Source organism: Actinoplanes cyaneus, assembly GCF_016862095.1.
Lineage (GTDB): Bacteria > Actinomycetota > Actinomycetes > Mycobacteriales > Micromonosporaceae > Actinoplanes > Actinoplanes cyaneus.
Window position 1 is genome coordinate 113,520 of the sequence record NZ_BOMH01000038.1, and the last position, 16,738, is coordinate 130,257.

The 16,738-nt window shown below is 72.5% G+C and carries 16 protein-coding genes; 10 read left to right on the forward strand and 6 right to left on the reverse strand.

What is annotated here, in order from left to right; all coding sequences use genetic code 11:
* Window positions 1–57 precede the first annotated feature (57 nt).
* The gene (locus tag Acy02nite_RS25695; protein WP_203744889.1) at window positions 58–1,902 is read right to left on the reverse strand and encodes a phage holin family protein; all 1,845 of its coding nucleotides are present in this window, start codon (window positions 1,900–1,902) and stop codon (window positions 58–60) included.
* Window positions 1,903–2,091: 189 nt separating this feature from the next.
* Between Acy02nite_RS25695 and Acy02nite_RS25700 the strand changes: the two genes are divergently transcribed.
* Window positions 2,092–2,922, forward strand: a complete 831-nt coding sequence (locus Acy02nite_RS25700; RefSeq protein WP_203744891.1) for a YhjD/YihY/BrkB family envelope integrity protein — start codon at window positions 2,092–2,094, stop codon at window positions 2,920–2,922.
* On the opposite strand, the gene Acy02nite_RS25705 is transcribed toward Acy02nite_RS25700, so the two are convergent.
* Window positions 2,894–5,518 (reverse strand): helix-turn-helix transcriptional regulator, encoded by a 2,625-nt coding sequence (locus Acy02nite_RS25705; RefSeq protein ID WP_203744893.1) that lies wholly within the window; start codon window positions 5,516–5,518, stop codon window positions 2,894–2,896. The genes Acy02nite_RS25700 and Acy02nite_RS25705 overlap by 29 nt on opposite strands.
* Before the next feature lie 278 nt (window positions 5,519–5,796).
* Between Acy02nite_RS25705 and Acy02nite_RS25710 the strand changes: the two genes are divergently transcribed.
* Complete coding sequence (locus Acy02nite_RS25710) at window positions 5,797–6,261, forward strand: DUF7144 family membrane protein (RefSeq protein WP_203744895.1); 465 nt, start codon at window positions 5,797–5,799, stop codon at window positions 6,259–6,261.
* Here the strand turns inward: Acy02nite_RS25710 and Acy02nite_RS25715 are convergent.
* The 3 genes from Acy02nite_RS25715 to Acy02nite_RS25725 all read right to left on the reverse strand — a co-directional run bounded on the left by Acy02nite_RS25715 (window position 6,258) and on the right by Acy02nite_RS25725 (window position 11,140).
* Window positions 6,258–8,879, reverse strand: coding sequence for a winged helix-turn-helix domain-containing protein (locus tag Acy02nite_RS25715; RefSeq protein ID WP_203744897.1), 2,622 nt, complete (start codon window positions 8,877–8,879; stop codon window positions 6,258–6,260). The genes Acy02nite_RS25710 and Acy02nite_RS25715 overlap by 4 nt on opposite strands.
* A 114-nt stretch (window positions 8,880–8,993) precedes the next feature.
* Window positions 8,994–10,370, reverse strand: coding sequence for an alpha-amylase family protein (locus Acy02nite_RS25720; RefSeq protein ID WP_203744899.1), 1,377 nt, complete (start codon window positions 10,368–10,370; stop codon window positions 8,994–8,996).
* Between the two features lie 275 nt (window positions 10,371–10,645).
* Window positions 10,646–11,140, reverse strand: coding sequence for a DUF1269 domain-containing protein (locus Acy02nite_RS25725; RefSeq protein ID WP_203744901.1), 495 nt, complete (start codon window positions 11,138–11,140; stop codon window positions 10,646–10,648).
* Window positions 11,141–11,328: 188 nt separating this feature from the next.
* On the opposite strand from Acy02nite_RS25725, the gene Acy02nite_RS25730 reads away from it, so the two are divergent.
* The 4 genes from Acy02nite_RS25730 to Acy02nite_RS25745 are packed head-to-tail and all read left to right on the forward strand — an operon-like array spanning window position 11,329 to window position 13,546.
* Window positions 11,329–11,535 (forward strand): DUF8691 family protein, encoded by a 207-nt coding sequence (locus Acy02nite_RS25730; protein ID WP_203744903.1) that lies wholly within the window; start codon window positions 11,329–11,331, stop codon window positions 11,533–11,535.
* The gene (locus tag Acy02nite_RS25735) at window positions 11,532–11,942 is read left to right on the forward strand and encodes a DUF7144 family membrane protein (RefSeq protein ID WP_203744906.1); all 411 of its coding nucleotides are present in this window, start codon (window positions 11,532–11,534) and stop codon (window positions 11,940–11,942) included. The genes Acy02nite_RS25730 and Acy02nite_RS25735 overlap by 4 nt, the downstream gene beginning before the upstream one ends.
* Window positions 11,943–11,958: 16 nt before the next feature.
* A complete protein-coding gene (locus tag Acy02nite_RS25740) occupies window positions 11,959–13,047 on the forward strand; it encodes an AI-2E family transporter (RefSeq protein WP_239175206.1) in 1,089 nt (362 codons plus the stop codon).
* Window positions 13,048–13,051: 4 nt separating this feature from the next.
* Window positions 13,052–13,546 (forward strand): DUF1269 domain-containing protein, encoded by a 495-nt coding sequence (locus Acy02nite_RS25745; protein WP_203744910.1) that lies wholly within the window; start codon window positions 13,052–13,054, stop codon window positions 13,544–13,546.
* Window positions 13,547–13,605: 59 nt separating this feature from the next.
* Here Acy02nite_RS25745 and Acy02nite_RS25750 read toward each other — a convergent pair whose 3' ends face one another.
* Window positions 13,606–15,063, reverse strand: a complete 1,458-nt coding sequence (locus Acy02nite_RS25750; RefSeq protein WP_239175207.1) for a hypothetical protein — start codon at window positions 15,061–15,063, stop codon at window positions 13,606–13,608.
* A gap of 159 nt (window positions 15,064–15,222) precedes the next feature.
* Here Acy02nite_RS25750 and Acy02nite_RS25755 point away from each other — a divergent pair, with 159 nt between their 5' ends.
* The 4 genes from Acy02nite_RS25755 to Acy02nite_RS25770 are packed head-to-tail and all read left to right on the forward strand — an operon-like array spanning window position 15,223 to window position 16,607.
* Window positions 15,223–15,639, forward strand: coding sequence for a DUF6325 family protein (locus Acy02nite_RS25755; RefSeq protein WP_203744912.1), 417 nt, complete (start codon window positions 15,223–15,225; stop codon window positions 15,637–15,639).
* A gap of 9 nt (window positions 15,640–15,648) precedes the next feature.
* Window positions 15,649–15,873, forward strand: coding sequence for a hypothetical protein (locus Acy02nite_RS25760; protein ID WP_203744914.1), 225 nt, complete (start codon window positions 15,649–15,651; stop codon window positions 15,871–15,873).
* Window positions 15,873–16,322 carry a DUF6325 family protein gene (locus Acy02nite_RS25765; RefSeq protein WP_203744916.1) on the forward strand — a complete coding sequence of 150 codons (450 nt, stop codon included), beginning with the start codon at window positions 15,873–15,875 and terminating at the stop codon, window positions 16,320–16,322. Before Acy02nite_RS25760 ends, Acy02nite_RS25765 begins: the two co-directional genes overlap by 1 nt.
* A gap of 42 nt (window positions 16,323–16,364) precedes the next feature.
* Complete coding sequence (locus Acy02nite_RS25770; RefSeq protein WP_239175208.1) at window positions 16,365–16,607, forward strand: SHOCT domain-containing protein; 243 nt, start codon at window positions 16,365–16,367, stop codon at window positions 16,605–16,607.
* Window positions 16,608–16,738: the final 131 nt, after the last annotated feature.

Below are 16,738 nucleotides of genomic sequence, written 5' to 3' on the forward strand. Positions count from 1 at the left end.
GCGCCCGCGGGCTCACCCCAGCGGGGTGAGCTTGCCCGGCTCCCCCCGGTGGTGACCTCAGGCGCGGGACGGCGCCGGCCGGGAGACGCCGGAACGCGGGGCCGGCGCGGCGATGACGGTCCGGAGGTACTCGTGGACCGCGTCGGCGCCGACCAGCTCGCCCGGCGGCGGGCAGTCGGCCGGGTGGATCAGGACCGCCGCGCTCTGGTCGCCGCCGAGGCCGCCGTGGCAGCCGATCAGGTCCTCGAACGCGGCGACCTCCCGCGTCACCGGGTCCCACAGGCTGTTCACGACCAGGTCACCGGTGTTCGCGAGGCGGTCGTGCCGGCGCAGGTCGTCAGCGGCGTGCGGCCCGAAATCCCGCAACGGGTCGGTGCCCTCGACGTGGTCGTCGTCGAGCCACCGGCACCCGTCGGGGCCGAGCACGATCGGCCCCTGGCCCGCCGAGCGGACCAGCACCCAGCCGATCCCGGGGTGCGCGGCCAGGCCGGCCAGCAGGCCGGGGCAGAACTCCTCGATCTCTTCCATGGTCACCCGCCCTTCCCGCCGCACCAGGTAGATCAGGGCGAGGTTGCCGGAGGCCGCGATCAGCGTCTCCTCGCCGCCGCCGGTCAGCGTCGCGACCAGGTCGTCCAAGCGCAGGCCGTAGCGCTGGGCGAACGTCGCACCCTGGCTCTGCCCGTGGTCGGAGAGCACGATCAGGCGGTACGGCCGTGGCGCCGCCGACGCCACCTCCTCCAGCACCGACAGGGCCGCGTCGATCCCCTCCAGCGCCGCCAGTGACTCCGGCCGGGCCGGGCCCGCGTGATGGGCGATCTCGTCGTAGTCGACGAAGTCGCAGTAGATCACCGGCTTGCCGCGCATGAGCTGCTCGGCGAGCACCGCCAGGTTCACGTGCCGGAGCAGGACGTTGGTGGCGCCGCGCAGCAGCACGTAGGGCCAGGCGCGGCGCATCCGCGGCCGGACCCGGCGCAGCCGCTGACGGCGGGCCTGGTGCAGCTCCTTGAGCACTTCGCCGCAGGTCAGGACGAGCGAGCGGGTCAGGCCGAACGGGTCGAGCAGGTACGTGGAGACGTACCGGCGCGGGCCGCGGGCGTGCCGGGCGGTGCTGATCGTCAGCAGCGAGGCCGGCGCGTCGCCGGAGAACACGTTGCTGACGCTGACCCCGTCCCCGGCGAGCAGCCCGTGCCCGTCGGAGCAGCGGTCCTCGACCAGCGCGGCGTCGCGGGGCCGGTTGGTGACGACCATCCGGCCGGAGTCCTTCTCGAACCACCGGAACGCCGGCACTTCGTCACTCGCCCCGTGCAGGATCCCGGCCTGGCTCGCCGGTGTCGTCGCCGGCAGCCGGGCGTGCCACGCGGTCATCAGGTGCGTGCCCCCGGCGAGCCGGCGGCCCAGCGCCGGCAGGTTCCCGGCCTCGACCGCCCACCGGGCGAGCGGCGCGGACAGCCCGTCGATCTGGATGATCAGCGTGCCCGGCTCGTCGCTGCGCGGCACGCTCGCCCGGAAGCGCCGGTTGACCCGCAGCAGATGCTGGGTGACCACGCCGTCCTGTCCCGCCGTGACCACCCAGAGCCCCGCACTCATCAGCCCCGCGCCCAGCCACGCCGCGCCGAACGCCGCGCCGAGGCCGTCGACGTGCACGCCGGGCGCGAGGGTCAGGACGGCGTAGACCAGCAGCGCCTGGGCGACCAGCCAGCCGATCACCACTCCGGCCCAGCCGATCGCCGACAGCAGCCGCACCAGCGCCGGCCGCAGCACCGCCCCGGCCAGCCCGATCAGCACCGCGGCGCCGAGCACCGCCCAGCCGTTGTCGGCGCTGACCCCGGGCAGCAGCGCGACCGTGAGCCCGAGCGCCCCCGCTCCGAGCCCGGCCGTCCCGGCCACCACCGCCACCCGCATCCCCTCACTGTCCGGGCCGGCCGGCTGCGCCACCTCACTCCGGCAGGGTGAGGTGCGCCGGCGGCGGGACGGACGGCGGGCGGCCGACGGCCGTACCGGCAGCCGGTTTCACTCTCCGGGGATGGGGTGACCCGGCGGCGGGTCGCGGACATTGAGCCCGATGGCGCGGCGGACCGGGAGGTGACCGCGATGCCCGAGCCGGGCGGACCGCTGGCACGGATTCCGGAGAGGCTGCGGCCGCGGGCCGCGCTGATCCTCGGCAGCCGGCTGGGCCGGCTGCTGCTGCACGGGGCCGGGGAGTTGGTCCGGGTGCAGATCTTCGACCGTGCGATGACCCTTGCCGCGCAGTCGTTCACGTCGATCTTCCCGCTGCTGATCATGCTGGCGGCGCTGCTCGGGCCGGGGTACCGGGCTCGGTTCTCGGATCTGATGCGGCTGCCGGAGGCCAGTCAGAGGCTGCTGCAGGAGGCGCTGGGCGGCAGCCGCAACAACGCGTTCGGCGTGGTCGGGTGCCTGATCGTGATCCTGTCGGCGACCGGCCTGAGCCGGGCCCTGGTCCGCTCCTACCTGGTGGTGTGGACGATCGCGCAGAAGCCGGCCGGCGCCGCCGCGACCGGCCGGCAGGTCGGGACCGTCGTGGTGCTGGTGCTGTTCCTGCTGTGCGCGCGGACCTTGAGCTGGCTCGCCTCGCTGTTGCCGGCGCCGCACGTGACGGGCGTGCTGGTGGCGCTGGTCGCGGACACCGTTCTGGCGGTCCTGCTGCCGTGGCTGCTGCTGGGCTCACGGGCGCCGCGGCGGCCGCTGATCGCCGGCGCGGCGGCGTTCGGGCTGATGATGATGGCGGTCCGCGCCGGCGGGGCGGTGTATCTGCCCCGGGCACTGCAGTCAAGCACGGACCGGTACGGCACGATCGGGCTGGCGTTCACCTACATCGGCTGGCTCTACGTCCTGTCCTTCTGCCTGCTGCTGGCGGCGGTCGTCGGCGCGCTGGTCACAGGTGGCCCAGCTGACGAGCGATGACGATGGCCTCCCGTCGCCGGGAGGCGCCGAACTTGCGGTAGATCGAGCGCATGTGCGCCTTGACCGTGTTCACCGAGATGCCGAGGGTCCCGGCGATCTCCCCGGCGGTGAGCACCGTCGGAAGGTACTGGAGGACCTCGATCTCGCGTTCGCTGAGCGGGCCGGTGACCGGCGGGGCGCCGATCGGGATCTCGCCGGTGATCTCGGCGAGGACGCTGTCGCCCGCGGTCCCGCGGGGTTCGGTCAGCCACTGCTGGCGTTCGGCCAGCGCCATGATCCGGCCGGCGTCGAAGCGGCGGAACGGCCGCCGGATCCGGTCCGGCTCGGCCGCGGCCAGGGCCCGGCCGAGCGCCTCGGCGGCCCGCCCGCCGTGGCCGCCGGCATCCGCTGCCAGTGCGGTCAGCAGCCAGGCCGACACCGCGCAGTTGCGGTCCGGGCCTTCGCGCAGCACAGCCAGCACGGCCTCGGCCCGGCCCGGGTGACCGGCCGCCTGGTAGGCCTGGGCCAGCCGGAGCTGCTCGGGCGGGTAGAGCCCGTCCTGGCGGGCGTAGCGGGTGAGCACCGGCCACGGGTCGTCCAGGGTCAGGTCGACCTCGGCCTGCGCCAGGTCGACGATCCGCCGCAGGATCGGGGCGTCCAGCCCGGGACCGGCCTCCTCGACGACCTTGGCGAGCACCGCCCGGGCGGTGTGCGGCTCCCCCCGATCGACCAGCAGGCCCGCACGCAGCGCGCCGGTCAGCACGGTCAGCGCCGTCTCCGGGTTGTCCCCGCAGGCGTGCAGGGCTCGCCGCATCGCCTCCTCGGCCTCGGTCTCGTGGCCCTGCTCCCGGGCGATGACTGACTGGGCGATGTAGGCCGGAGCGACCGCGATCCGATTGTCGGCGTCGATCCGCCGGGCCACGCCGAGCGCCGCGCTCGCATTCGTGGCGGCCTCGTGCAGGGCGCCCTGGATGACGCCGAGCAGCGCCAGGTGGCCCAGCGCGTTGATCTCGATCAGCGGGGAGCCGGCCGCGCGCGCCCCGGTCGTGGCCGCCCAGAGGTAACGGTCGGCATGGTCCAGCTCGCCCGACCAGAGCAGGCCGATACCCTTGTTGGCCAAGGCGATCGCCCGGTACTGCGGCATCGCCGGGACCTGGTCCCAGCGCAGGGCGGCCAGCTGCCGCAGCACCTCGGTGGTGGTGCCGACCAGGGCCGGCATGTTCCCCTGCCATCGGGCCACCATGGTGGCCTCCAGGATCTGCACCGCGATCCCCATCGAGCGGCGCGAGCCGGTGTCGCGGTCCTGCAGCAGCCGGCGGACCCGGCCGGTCTGCCGCTGCACCCCGGCCACGTCGCCCATCGCGTAGGTGACCATCGCGGAGCAGAGGACGAGCTCGGCCGTCTCCGGCAGGCGATCGAGCGGGATCCGCCGGATCAGCTCGGCCAGCTCCACCCGGTCCGACGACACGAACAGCGGGATCCCGTAGTCGGCCACCAGCCGGCTGACCAGGGTCCAGTCACCGGCCGACGCGGCGTGTTCCAGCGCGGTGAGCGGGCTGCCCTCCCGGGCGTGCCATCGGGCGGCCAGCAGGTGCAGGCGGGCCGGGCTGTCGGTCTGTTCCTGACCGAGCTGGCGGCGCAGCGTGGCGCGGAACTGCCGGTGGTAACGGAACCAGCCGCCGGGGCCGGCCCGGTCGAGGAACAGGTTCGCGCGTTCGAGCTGTTCCAGCAGCTGGAAGCCGTTGCGGCGGCCGGTCAGCGCCTCGGCCAGGCCTCCGGAGATCCGGTCCGGCAGGCTGGTCGAGAGCAGGAACTGGCGGATCGGCCCGGGCTGCACGGCCAGCACCTCGCGGATCAGGTAGTCGGCGGCGGCGTCGTCCGGCTCGACGCCGGGCGGGGCGTCCAGCGCCAGCCGCACTCCGGCGCCCCAGCCCTCGGTGGTGCGGACCAGCGCCGCCAGCTCGGCGGGCGGCATCGTGCGGCCGAGCAGGGCGAGCAGCTCGGCCGCCTCGTCGGCCCGGAACGCCAGGTCGGCCGTGCGGAGCTCGGTGAGCTCGCCGGCCGCCCGGAGCCGGTGCAGCGGCAGCTCCGGCTCGGTGCGGCTGATCAGCACCAGACGCAGCCGCTCCGGCGGGCTGCGCAGCAACCCGGCCAGGGCGGACAGCACCCGGGGCTCGGTGATCGCCTGCAGATCGTCCAGGACGATGACGACCGGGCCCGGCGTGGCGCCGAGGCCGTTGCCGAGCCGGCGCAGGAAGGCCGGGCCGTCCACCCCGAGAAACGCGCCACGGTCCGGGACGACCTGGCCGGGTCGCACCGCGCCGCCGGCGCGCAGAGCGAGCATCAGGTCGGACCAGAAGACGTACGGATCGTTGTGCCTTGCGTCCAGAGCGAGCCAGGCGATCGGGCCGTTCACCGACCGGGAGCCGGCCCACGCGGACACGCAGGCGGTCTTGCCCCATCCGGGCCCGGCACAGATCGTCGTCACCGCGTGACGTGTCCCGGTGTCCAGTGCCTCGGCCAGGCGGGGCCGCCAGACGACCCCCTGCGGGAGTCGCGGGCGACCCACGTGAGCGGTCGCCGCCGCTGAGTGGTTGTTGCCCCGATACACGCCCATGTCGCCTCCAGACCCCGGGAGAGCCGCCGCCACGGCACAGTCACTCTCAGTCACTGAAAAGTTCAACTTAACTCTGCGTAGCGTCATCGCACCGCGTAACCATGACGATCAGCGACGGAATGCCGGAGTCACCACGACACGCAATCACAGTCAGTACATGCACGGCAACCCCTGGTATTGACGCGTGTTGAAGAATTTACCGTGCAAGTTGCAGGTTTTGGCACGTTCACCCCTGACGTGTGAGGCGTACGGCGGCCGTACGCAGTCTGCTGAGACCCATGTCGAACAGTTATGCGAGTGAACGTCCCGCCGGCGCCGACACCCCCGCCCCGCCCGCCACCGGGTGGGGCGGAGTAGTCGTGTTCGCCGGCATCATGCTGCTGTCCCTGGGCGTGTTCCAGGCGACCGAGGGTGCTGTCGCCCTCCTGAACGAACAGGCCTACGTGGTCACGTCGGACGGGCTGCTGGTCGAGTTGGACTATGCGGCCTGGGGCTGGGTGCACCTGCTGCTCGGGCTACTCTCTCTGGCAGCCGGCACCGGGGTGCTGCTCGGATGGCTGTGGGCCCGGATCATCGGGGTCCTGATCGCCTTCCTCGGCGCTCTGCTCCACTTCGTCTTCCTGGCCGCCTCGCCCCTCTGGTGCACGATCCTGCTCGGCATGGACGTGCTGATCATCTTCGCCCTGGCCGCTCATGGCCGCGACGTCCGTAGTCAGTCGGTCGAGCCGGCAGGCACGGCCTAGATCAGATGGAGGGCCCGCGCCCGGCGCACCGCCTCGTTGCGCCGGGACGCGGACAGTTTCCGCAGGATGCTGCGCACGTGCGTCTTGACGGTGTTGACCGAGACGTACATCGAGGCGGCGATCTCCTCGGTGGGCAGCATCTCCGCCATCCCGCGCAGCACGTCCAGCTCCCGCTTGCTCAGGGTTTCCACCACGACCGGCTCGGCGACCGACTGCTGATGCCCGCCGGGCGCGGCCCCCAGCGCCGCCAGTTTCTCGTCGTCGCGCAACACCCGCCGCAACGCGCCCCACGCCTGGTGGACCGGGCGCCGCAGATTCTCCGGGGCGGCGACCCGCAGCCCGCGTCGCAGCGCCTCCCTGGCGCCCACCACGTCGTCCGCGCTCGCCGCCAGCATCGCCAGCAGCAACCAGGCGTCCAGGGCCACCGGCACCGTCACCCCCGCCGCGTCGGCGACCGTCCGGGCCACCTCGTGCGCCCGGCTCGGCTCGTCGCGGGCGAGAGCGAGCGTGGCGTCCAGCACGGCCACGTCCGGGGTGCGCGGCTCCGGATACCCGGCGAGCACCTCGGCCGCGTCGTCGAGCCGGCCGGCGCCGATCAGCAGCCGGGCCCGGCCCAGGCCGATCTCGCGGCACAGCCACGGTGGCGCTTGCGGGACGGGCAGCAGCGCGTTCAGCGCGCCGCGCAGCTCGCCGCGGACCTGCAGACGACGGGACCTGACCACCGCGTACGCGGCGGCCGCCAGCGGGTCCTCGCCGGTCTGCGCGCCGCGCAGGTGCCGGTCGGCGGCCTCGATGTCGTAGCGCTCCAGGGCCACCCAGGCGAGCACCACCTGAGCCGTCACCGGGCGGCGTTCCGGGCCGAGGCCGCACTGCCCGGCCAGGTCGAGCGCCTGCCGGGCGGCGGTCTCGGCACGGCCCAGGCGCCCGCGGTGCGCCTCCAGCGCCGCGATCGTGCGCAGGCAGTCGATGGTGACCGTCTCGCATCCGGCCGGCGCCGCCGCGACCGCCTCGGTGAGCACCTCGATCGCGCCGTCGACGTCGTCGCAGGCGCTGCGGGCGGCTCCCTCCGCGGCCAGCAGCAGCGCGCGTAGCTCGGGGTGCCGCGCCAGTTTCCGGGCCGGCGCCACGGCCAGGAACGCGTGGGCGACCTGCGCCAGTTCCCGCGCCCGTTCCGGCTCGGGGCCATCGGCGAGCAGGAGCAGCTGCATCAGGGAGCAGGCCAGGGTCAGGCCCTCCCCGCAGTCGCTGCCCTGGACGGCGAGCAGGTTCCCGGCCAGGGCGAACAGGTCGCGGGCCGCACCCCGGTCACCGTCGCCGTAGGCCAGCGCGGCCCGCGCCACGACGACCTCGGGCATGTCCAGGTGCTCCGGCAGCCCGGCGAGCAGGCCACCGAGCCGGCCGGCGCTTCCCTCGACGATCAGCCGGCCGATCGCGAAGTCCTCGATCACCATGGTCGCGGCCGTCCCCCAGTCCTGCGCGGCGACCGAGTGCCCGACCGCGTCGGCGAGCCTGCCGTGCTGCGACAGCCAGCGGGCGGCGCGCTGGTGCAGCAACACGATGTGCTCCGGCTCGGCCCAGGCCAGTTGGGCACGCAGCAGCTCGGCGAACAGCCGGTGGTAGCGGTACAGCCGGGCGCTCGCCCCGACCGGCTGGATGAACGCGTTCTCCCTGGTCAACTCCGCGAGCAACCGGACCGCGTCGGGCCGGTCGGTGACCGCGCCGGCCAGGTCCGCGGAGAACGTGTCCAGCACACTGGTCTCCAGCAGGAACTGCCGCATCGCGGGCGACTGGGTGCGCAGCACCTCACCGATGAAGTACTCGGCGATGGTGGACTCGTCACCGGAGATCGTCGTGACCATCCGGGTCACGTCCTCGCGTCCCTGCATCGCGCAGGCGCAGAGCCGGATCCCGGCCGCCCATCCCTCGGTGCGTTCCAGCAATGTCGCCAGGTCCGGGCCGGCCAGCGGGACCCCGTGCAACTCCATCAGCCGGGCCGTCTCGTCAGCGGTGAACGCCAGGTCGGCGGAGCGCACCTCGCGGAGTTGACCGGCGAGCCGGTAACGGTAGAGCGGCAGCGGCGGATCCCAGCGCCCGGCCAGGATCACCCGCAGGCCGTGCGCGTGGGCGAGCAGGAACTCCAGGCCGGCCGCCCACTCGCGGCCGGGCATCTGGGCGACGCCGTCCAGGACCAGGACCACCGGGGTGGGCTGCTCGTCGATGATCGCCGCGAGCCGGGCGAGCACCGCCCGGCTCGCGGCGGCGCCGGGAACGGCCGGTTCCGGGGCCGGCACACCGGCGCGGCGCAGGCCCTCCAGAACGTACGACCACAGGTTGGCCGCCGGCTCGTCCCCGTTCTCACAGGTGATCCACGCGATCGGCCAGGTGACCGCACGGGACCGCACCCACGAGGCCAGCAGCTGCGTCTTTCCGCTGCCGGCGAGCCCGGTCACCACCGTGACCGGGCCGCGGACGCCCTCGCTGAGCCGCGCCAGCAGCGCCGGCCGCGCCACCATGAACGGCGGAGCGGCCGGAACCGCGAACTTCGAGGCGAGCAGAGAGCCGTCCGCGTCGTAGACGGATATGTCAGGTGAGTCAGTGGCAATCAGATCGATGGACACAGTGGTTACCTCCGAGAGCCGACCCCATTTCGATCTCCTCGCTCAGACTCCCGGCACTACCACACCCGCGCATCGTCCGGATCGGATAGTCCGTCACCTTCGGTGCTGGTCACCTCACTCTCGGACTAGAACATGCGTTCCCCACGGCGGCAGGTCGACGAACAGCCCCTCCCCCGCCAGATCGCTGCCGGACCGCTCGAACACCCGCCCGTCCAGCCGGTCGACCAGACGCCAGGCCCGGCCGGGCACCTCGGCGCCCGGCAGCGGGACCCGGCCCTGGGACGGGTGCCCGGCGAAGTTGACCACCACGACGGCGGAGTCCCAGGCCCAGGCGAGCAGGTCCTGGTGCGACTGGTTGTCCGGCCAGCCGAAGGTTTCCAGCATCCGCCACTGCCCCCGCCGGACGTCCGCGGCTGCCGCCACCACCCGGCGGTAGAAGTCGCGCAGGGCCTGATCCGGCTGCTCGTCCGGGAATCGGCCGAGGAAGACCGGCAGATGGACCCGCCGCCCCTCGAACTGCCCGTCGTGCCAGAGCGTCGCGCCGGGCAGCGTGGCCACGACCACCGCAGCGGCCCGCGCGCGCCCGTCCGGGAAGGTTGCGGCGGCCCGCGGCTCGTCGTGGTTCTCCAGGAACCGGATCAGCCGGTCCTGATAGTCCAGCCCGGCGCTGAGGTGCTTGCGGACCGACCCGGCGTCCTCGTGGACCAGCCGGTCGTAGAGCCGCTTGTCGTAGCAGTGGTCGAAACCCTGCTGCTGCAGTTGCCATTCGGTGTCCCAGTAGGCCTCGGCGACCAGGGTCACGCCCGGGTGCCGTTCCCGCAGCCGGCCGATCACGTGCGGCCAGAACTCCTGCGCGGGCGGTGGACCGGCGAGTGCTCCCCACGTACGCGCGAAGATCTCGTTGATCAGCAGCATCGCCATGTCGCAGCGGATGCCGTCGCACTGGTCGGCGATGTCCGACAACGCGGCGACGGTGGCGTCCCGCATGCCCGGCGCGAACGCGTTGAGCTGCAGCACGTCCGGCCACGGCGGGAAGTACGGGTCGCGCCCGTTGGCGATGACGCCGTTCTCCCGCACGAACCAGTCCGGGTGCTCGGTGACCGCCGGGTGGTCCGGGGCGACGTGGTTGGGCACGTAGTCGAGGAACAGCTTGACGCCGCGCCGGCGCAGCTCCTCGCGGGCCCGGGCCAGCCCCTGCGGCCCGCCGAGCCGCTCGTCCACCCGATAGCGCCGCACGCAGTAGGGCGAGCCGACGTCGTCGTCCGGCCTCAGGTCGGGCAGCGCGTCGCGGAACGACCGCTGCAACTCCTCGTTGGACCTCGCCACGGCGATCCCGGCGGGGCTGCGCTCCCAGACCCCCATCAGCCAGACCGCGTCGATGCCGGGCGCGGCCACCTGGTCCCAGACCGTGCCGGGCACCTCGCCGAGGGTGACGCCTCCGAGGCCGGTCAGCCACGGCCACGTGTCGATCTCATAGATTACCGGACCCATCACGACTCTCCTTCGCTGCCGATCCCCGGCCCTGTCACGACTCGCCGGAGAACTGGTTGACGACGCCGGCCATGCCCTCATCGAGCAGATTGCGCCCGGCGAACAGGCTCGCCGGACACCGCGGCGAGGCCGGTCTGGTGCGCGGCGCCGAGCCCTGCGCCGTTGCCGCCGTGCACGTGCTCCGGCGACCGGAATCAGATGCCGTCAGTATGCGGTGCCCGGGAACAGGAAACGCCGCCCGAACGGATCGGGCGGCGCTTCTGTCGGGAACCTTCCTACTGCCGGGGGGAGCCGTGCAGTGCTTCCTGGAGCTCCTCCTCGGTCTCCTTCGGCAGCGACGACTTGAGCACCGTGCCACCGAAGCGGCTCAGCGAGGCGACCGCCTTGTCCGGCGTGACCGACTCGACCACCAGGAACAGCGCCGACGTTCCCGGTTGGAGCTCCTCACGGATCCGCTCCTGGAACTCCTTGTTGATCGCGTTCTTGGCGATCTTGCCGGTGAGCGCGCCCAGCCCGGCGCCGACCGCCATGCCCAGGATCGGGACGAAGAACAGCATCCCGAACAGCAGGCCCCAGAACATGCCCCACGTCGCGCCGCCGCCCACCGCGTGGTGGCTGGTGGTGACGTGGAACTTGCCCTCCCGATCCCGGATGATCACCGCGATCGCGTCCGGCTGGATGATCAGGTCCTTGGCCAGCCGGTTCGCCTCCAGCGACGCCGCTGTCGCCGTGGTCTCGTCGGGATATCCGATGGCGACCAGTGTTGCCATGACGTACTCCTTCCGCTCGATGCCGCCAGTCAGCCACGTCGCGCCGCGCCGATCCTCATTCCGCGGGGATGACTTCGCCCGTGGCCGCAAGCCCGGGCGGCGCCCGTTCATCCCGGACGAGCGATGCCGTCACCGCCCGCTGCCGCGAAGGTCAGGAAAACCACTGTCCGCGTACGACGGGAGCCGGCATGTACGAGCGATACGAGATCCGGGTCCGCGGCTTCCTGGGACCGCTGCTGCGAAGAACGCTCGGCGACCTGCGGATCCGGACCATGCCACGCCAGTGCACCATCCGCGGCCGGCTCTCCGACGACGACCTGGAGCGCCTGCTCACCCGCCTCGACCGTTCCGGTGTCGAGGTGCTCTGCCTGACCTCGCTGAGGGAGAAACGATGACACACACCGCGTACGCCCGGAACAGTTCGTCCCCGTGGGTCGGCCTGGTCCTGTTCGCCGGGATCATGCTGCTGATCAACGGTGGTTTCGAGGTGATCGAAGGGATCGTGATGCTGGCCCGTGACGACATCGCGCAGGCCACCGCGGACGCTCTGGCGATCCCGGCCGACTTCACGTTCTGGGGCTGGATGCAGCTGATCCTCGGCGCGATCACGGTGCTGGCCGGGGTCGGCATCCTCTACGGCAAGACGTGGGCCCGGCTGGTCGTGATCGTGATCGGCGTGGTCAGCGTCTTCTCCAACATGATCATGCTGCCGGCCTACCCGTTCTGGTGCAGCATCGTGATCGCCATCGACGTGCTCTGCATCTACGCGGTCGCGGCGCACGGCCGTGCGGTCCGGGCCTGACACCCGCCCGGGGGGCGTGCGGCTGCGCACCTCCGCGCCGGCCGCGCTGCTGCCCCGGGGCGTGCTCGTGCTGCTGGGCTTCGCCTGCCTGGTCGTCGTGGTGGCGGGGCTGCGCTGGGTCGCCGACCTGATCGGGCCGGTCTTCCTCGGGCTGATGCTGGTCGTGACGGTCAGCCCGTTCACCGGATGGCTGCGCCGGCGCGGCCTGCCGGTCTGGGCCGCGGCCGTCGCCACCGTGCTGGTCGTCTATCTGATCCTGGCCGCGCTCGGCGGCGCCCTGGCCGTCTCGGTGACCCGGCTGATCGACCTGATGCCGCAGTACCAGGCACAGTTCGCGAGCCTGCGCGACGATCTGGTCAGAGGCCTCGGCACGCTCGGCGTCAGCACCGACCAGGTGCGCGCCGCGCTGGCCGGCGCCGACACCGGCTCGATGGCCGGCCTGGTGCGGTCGCTGTTCGGCGGGCTCGCCGGGCTGCTGTCGAACACCCTGTTCCTGGTCGCGGTGCTGCTGTTCATGTGCCTGGACGCGGTCGGCTTCCCGGCCCGGCTCAGCGCCGTGGTCGGCGAGCGGCCGCAGGTCGTCTCCGCGCTGCGCTCGTTCGCCCAGGGGACCCGCCGTTACCTGGTGGTCTGCACGGTGTTCGGGCTGATCGTGGCGATCGTCGACACGCTGCTGCTGTGGGCCCTCGATGTGCCGCTGCCGGTGCTGTGGGGGCTGCTGGCGTTCATCACCAACTACATCCCGAACATCGGCTTCGTCGTCGGCGTGATCCCGCCGGCCCTGCTCGGGCTGCTGCAGGGCGGCCCGGAGCTGATGCTCACCGTCATCGTCCTGTACTGCCTGGTCAACTTCGTCATCCAGTCGGTGATCCAGCCGAAGGTGGTCGGCGACGCGGTCGGCCTGTCGGCGACCGTCTCGTTCCTGGCACTGATCTTCTGGGCCTGGGTGCTGGGCGCGCTCGGGGCACTGCTGGCGATCCCGCTGACCCTGCTCGCGAAAGGGCTGCTGGTCGACATCGACCCGAGCACGCGGTGGATGAACGTCCTGCTCTCGGATTCGCCCCCGCGGGATGAGGTCCCCGAGTCACCGGCCCCGACAGGCTGACCCGATGACGACCTTCACTGTCTGGAAGTACGACGACCCCAAGGGCGCCGAACAGGCCTTCGGCGCCATCAAGTACGCCTCGGCGGACGATCTCGTGAAGATCGTCGACCACGCGATCGTCACCTGGCCGCTCGGCGCAGCCAAGCCGGAGTCCCACCACGGGCACGACACGAACTGGCGGGGCACCGGCTGGGGCGCGTTCTGGGGCGTGCTGCTCGGCAGCCTCTTCTTCGCCCCGGTGATCGGCGGGGTCGTCGGCGCCGGGGTCGGTGCGCTCGTGCGCGCCTCGGAGGGCACCGGCATCACCCGGGACCAGCTGGAACGGATCCGCGCCGAGATCACCGAGGGAACGTCCGCGCTGTTCCTGGTCACCGACGAGGCCAACCTGGACCGGCTCGGCGAGCGCTTCCACGGCCTGGGCAGCCGGCTCATCGAGACGAACCTGACCGAGACCGAACGCGACACCCTGCTGGAGACCTTCGGCGACCACCGCCCGTAGGCCACCCCCTCACACCGAAGGCACCCGGGTCGTCACCCGGGTGCCTTCGCGCTGCCGCCTCACCGGACGGCGAGTTCCCCTCCGCCGCGGCCACGACGGGCGATCAGCGTGACCGCCACCTCGTAGACGGCCAGCAGGATCACGATCACCAGCAGGGACGTCCACGAGGAGAGAACCAGGGCGAGGATCGCGGCGACCACGACCCCGGCGATCCGCAGCGGATCGAGGTGCGTGGTGATCCAGCCGGGAGCGTGCGCGGCCACGACGCGGGCGCCGTGCCCGGTCACCCGTCCGGTGGCCCGCCCGCCACGCGCGACCTGCGACCGCAGCCAGACCGGGACACGGCCCGGGCCGGCCAGGTACGCGAGCACCGCCAGCACCGCCCCGATCCAGATGATCTGCGTGCCACGCTCCCGCAGCAGACTGAAGATGCTGGTCATCGCCGCGTCGACACCGTCGCGATAGGTGCCGGCCGGGACCTGGGCGAGCAGCTCACGGCGTACGGCGCGCAGGATCGCGGTCACCGCGACGGCCGCGACAACCAGCCACATGCCCAGTTGCACGGTGGTGCGGCGGCGGCCGGGCGAGATGGCGTACGCGCAGATCAGCAGGATGATGGTGGCGCCGGCGAACAGTGCCAGGTCGCGTTTGGCGGTGGCGACCGCCTGCTGGGCCGCCCAGAGTTTTCCGGCGTCGTAGACGGTGAATTGGGCGAAGTTGGCCGGGAGGGTGACGCCGAGCTGCTCCTGGACCCGCTCGCGCAGGTTGACCGGGATCTCGCCGCTGCTCAGATCGGGCAGCGTGATCTGCTTGCCGAACAGGGTCGGCAGCTCGTCGCTCACCTCCCGCAACGCCTGGTTGATCAGCGGCAGCAGGTCGATCTGGATGCGGTCGTCGCGTGCCTGCAGGATGTCGCTGTCGCCCTCGACGACGGCGAGGACCCGCTGGTGGACGCGGCGGTTCAGCTCGGTCCAGACGACCTGGAACCGGTCGCTCTGCAGAACGTTCCCGACGATCTTGCGGACCTGTTCACGGATCTGGCCGGTCAGCGGACCGGCCACGAACGCCGCCTGCTGCGGAAGCACCGTCCGCAGCCGCTGCTCGACGTCGAGCACCTCGAAGAGCTGCGTGCTCGCGTACTCGGCGACGGCGGCGGAGACCGCCGGGTCCCGCGGCAGCGGGGCGACGGTCGCGACCCAGCGGTCGGTGTTCAGCGTGGTCCGCGCCCCCCACAGCCCCACCATGCTGAGGACCAGCGCGAACGCGGCGAACGCGGCGAGGACCGCGGCGATCGTACGGCGAACCGTGCGGCCCGCGGTCCGGTTCCGCGACGGCCGCCGGTCGAGCTCGGCCCGCAGCGTGGCCACTTCCGCCCGCAGCCGGGTCAGCTCTTCCGCGCTCGGCTGCTCCCCGGCGGCCGGGTCGGCGGTGGTGGCCGGATCGGTGACGGTGGCCGGACCGGCAACGTCGGCCGGGTCGGGCGGTGCGGCGGGTGACGGCGGTGCGGGACTGGTCATTGTCTCCCCCTCGAGCCTCGGAGCCGGGCGGTGGCATCGCCGACAGTGGCCGACGCGGGCGCGGCCACACGTCACCCGGCGCGGATGAACGCACACGCCGCCGGAGTTTCACCCCGCCTGGATGAGGTCCGCGCCATGACCGGACCGCACGCTGTGGCCATGGCATTCGGGCCGCTGGAACTCATGATCATGTCCTTTCCCGCGGATCGGCTGAACGCCGGTGTGCTGACCACCCTGGACCGGCTGACCCGGGCCGGGCAGCTGCGCATCGTCGACATCCTGGTGATGCGGACCGATCCGGCGGGCCAGGCGTGCACCGTGGAGCTCTGCGACCTGCCGGGGCTGCCGGCCGATCTCGCTTGGGCCCGCCTGGCGACCGGCCTGATCACCGCGACCGACCTGGACGAGGCGGCGCGGCTCGTCGACCGGGACAACGACGCGCTGGCAGTGCTCCTGGAGCACCGCTGGCTCAACGAACTGGCCGGCCGGGTCGCGGCGTCCGAGGGGACCATCGTGGCCCTGACCCACATTCCCGGGGCACCCGGTCACGCACGGATGCTGACCACCACGAGCTGAGGGGAATCCATGAGAAGGAGAACGATCGCCGAGCGGCGCGCTGCCGCCGCCTACGAGGTGCTGCGCGGGCGCCCGGTCCGGCCCGACTACGGCTATCTGGTCGTGCTGCCGCTGCTCGCGGCGGCCGGCGGCGCCCTGATCGCCTGGGGCATCGAGTCGATGGTCCTGCGGCGCCGGGCCACACCGGAGCCGGAGACCGCCACGCAACGACGGCTCGAGCCGGTGAGCGCCTGATGAGCGGCCTCGACGAGATGGGACCCGTCGACTACCTGTGCATCGAGTTCCCGCAGGGCAGCCTGAAAGGCACCGCGCTGCCACTGCTGATCGACCTGGTGGACCGCAGAATCGTCCGGATCATGGACCTGCTGTTCGTCCGCAAGTCGCCCGACGGCACCGTGGTCGCCATCGACGGCCGGGAGCTGGAGTTGAACGGCCTGGGCGCGTTCCACGGCGCCGCCTCCGGAATGCTCGGCGGCGACGACCTGCGCGAAGCTGCCTCGGTCCTCGAACCGGGCGCCGCCGCCATGCTGCTGGTCTACGAGAACCTGTGGGCGGCACCGCTGTCCCGCGCGTTGCGGCAGAACGGAGCGCACCTGGTGGCCGGCGGCCGGATCGCGGTGCAGGAAATCCTCAGGGTGCTGGACGAGACCGAGCCGGAACCCGCGATCGCGAAGGGGCGGTGACCGGCGATGCCGGGTCTACTCAGGGGAATCGCACGAACCGCGGTGATCGCGGGAACGGCCACCGCGGTGTCCAACCGGGTGTCACGCCGTCAGGCCGGCCGGTGGTCGCGGCAGAACGACGAGCAGTACGCCGATCAGCCGGTCGAGGAGGAGACCGCCGAGCCGGAGCAGGACCCGATGACCGCCAAGCTGGACCAGTTGCGGCAACTCGGTGAGCTGAAAACGCAGGGCCTGCTCACCGCCACGGAGTTCGAGGTCCAGAAATCCAAGATCCTGAACTCCTGACCCGGCGACGGGATGAGAAGGGGAGCCGGTCACCTCGACCGGCTCCCTTCGTCACCGAACTGTCCAAGCCAGCGGCTGCACCGCCTGGGGTGCTCGGAATGATGCCGTCGCGTGCGCGAGCTCTACAATCC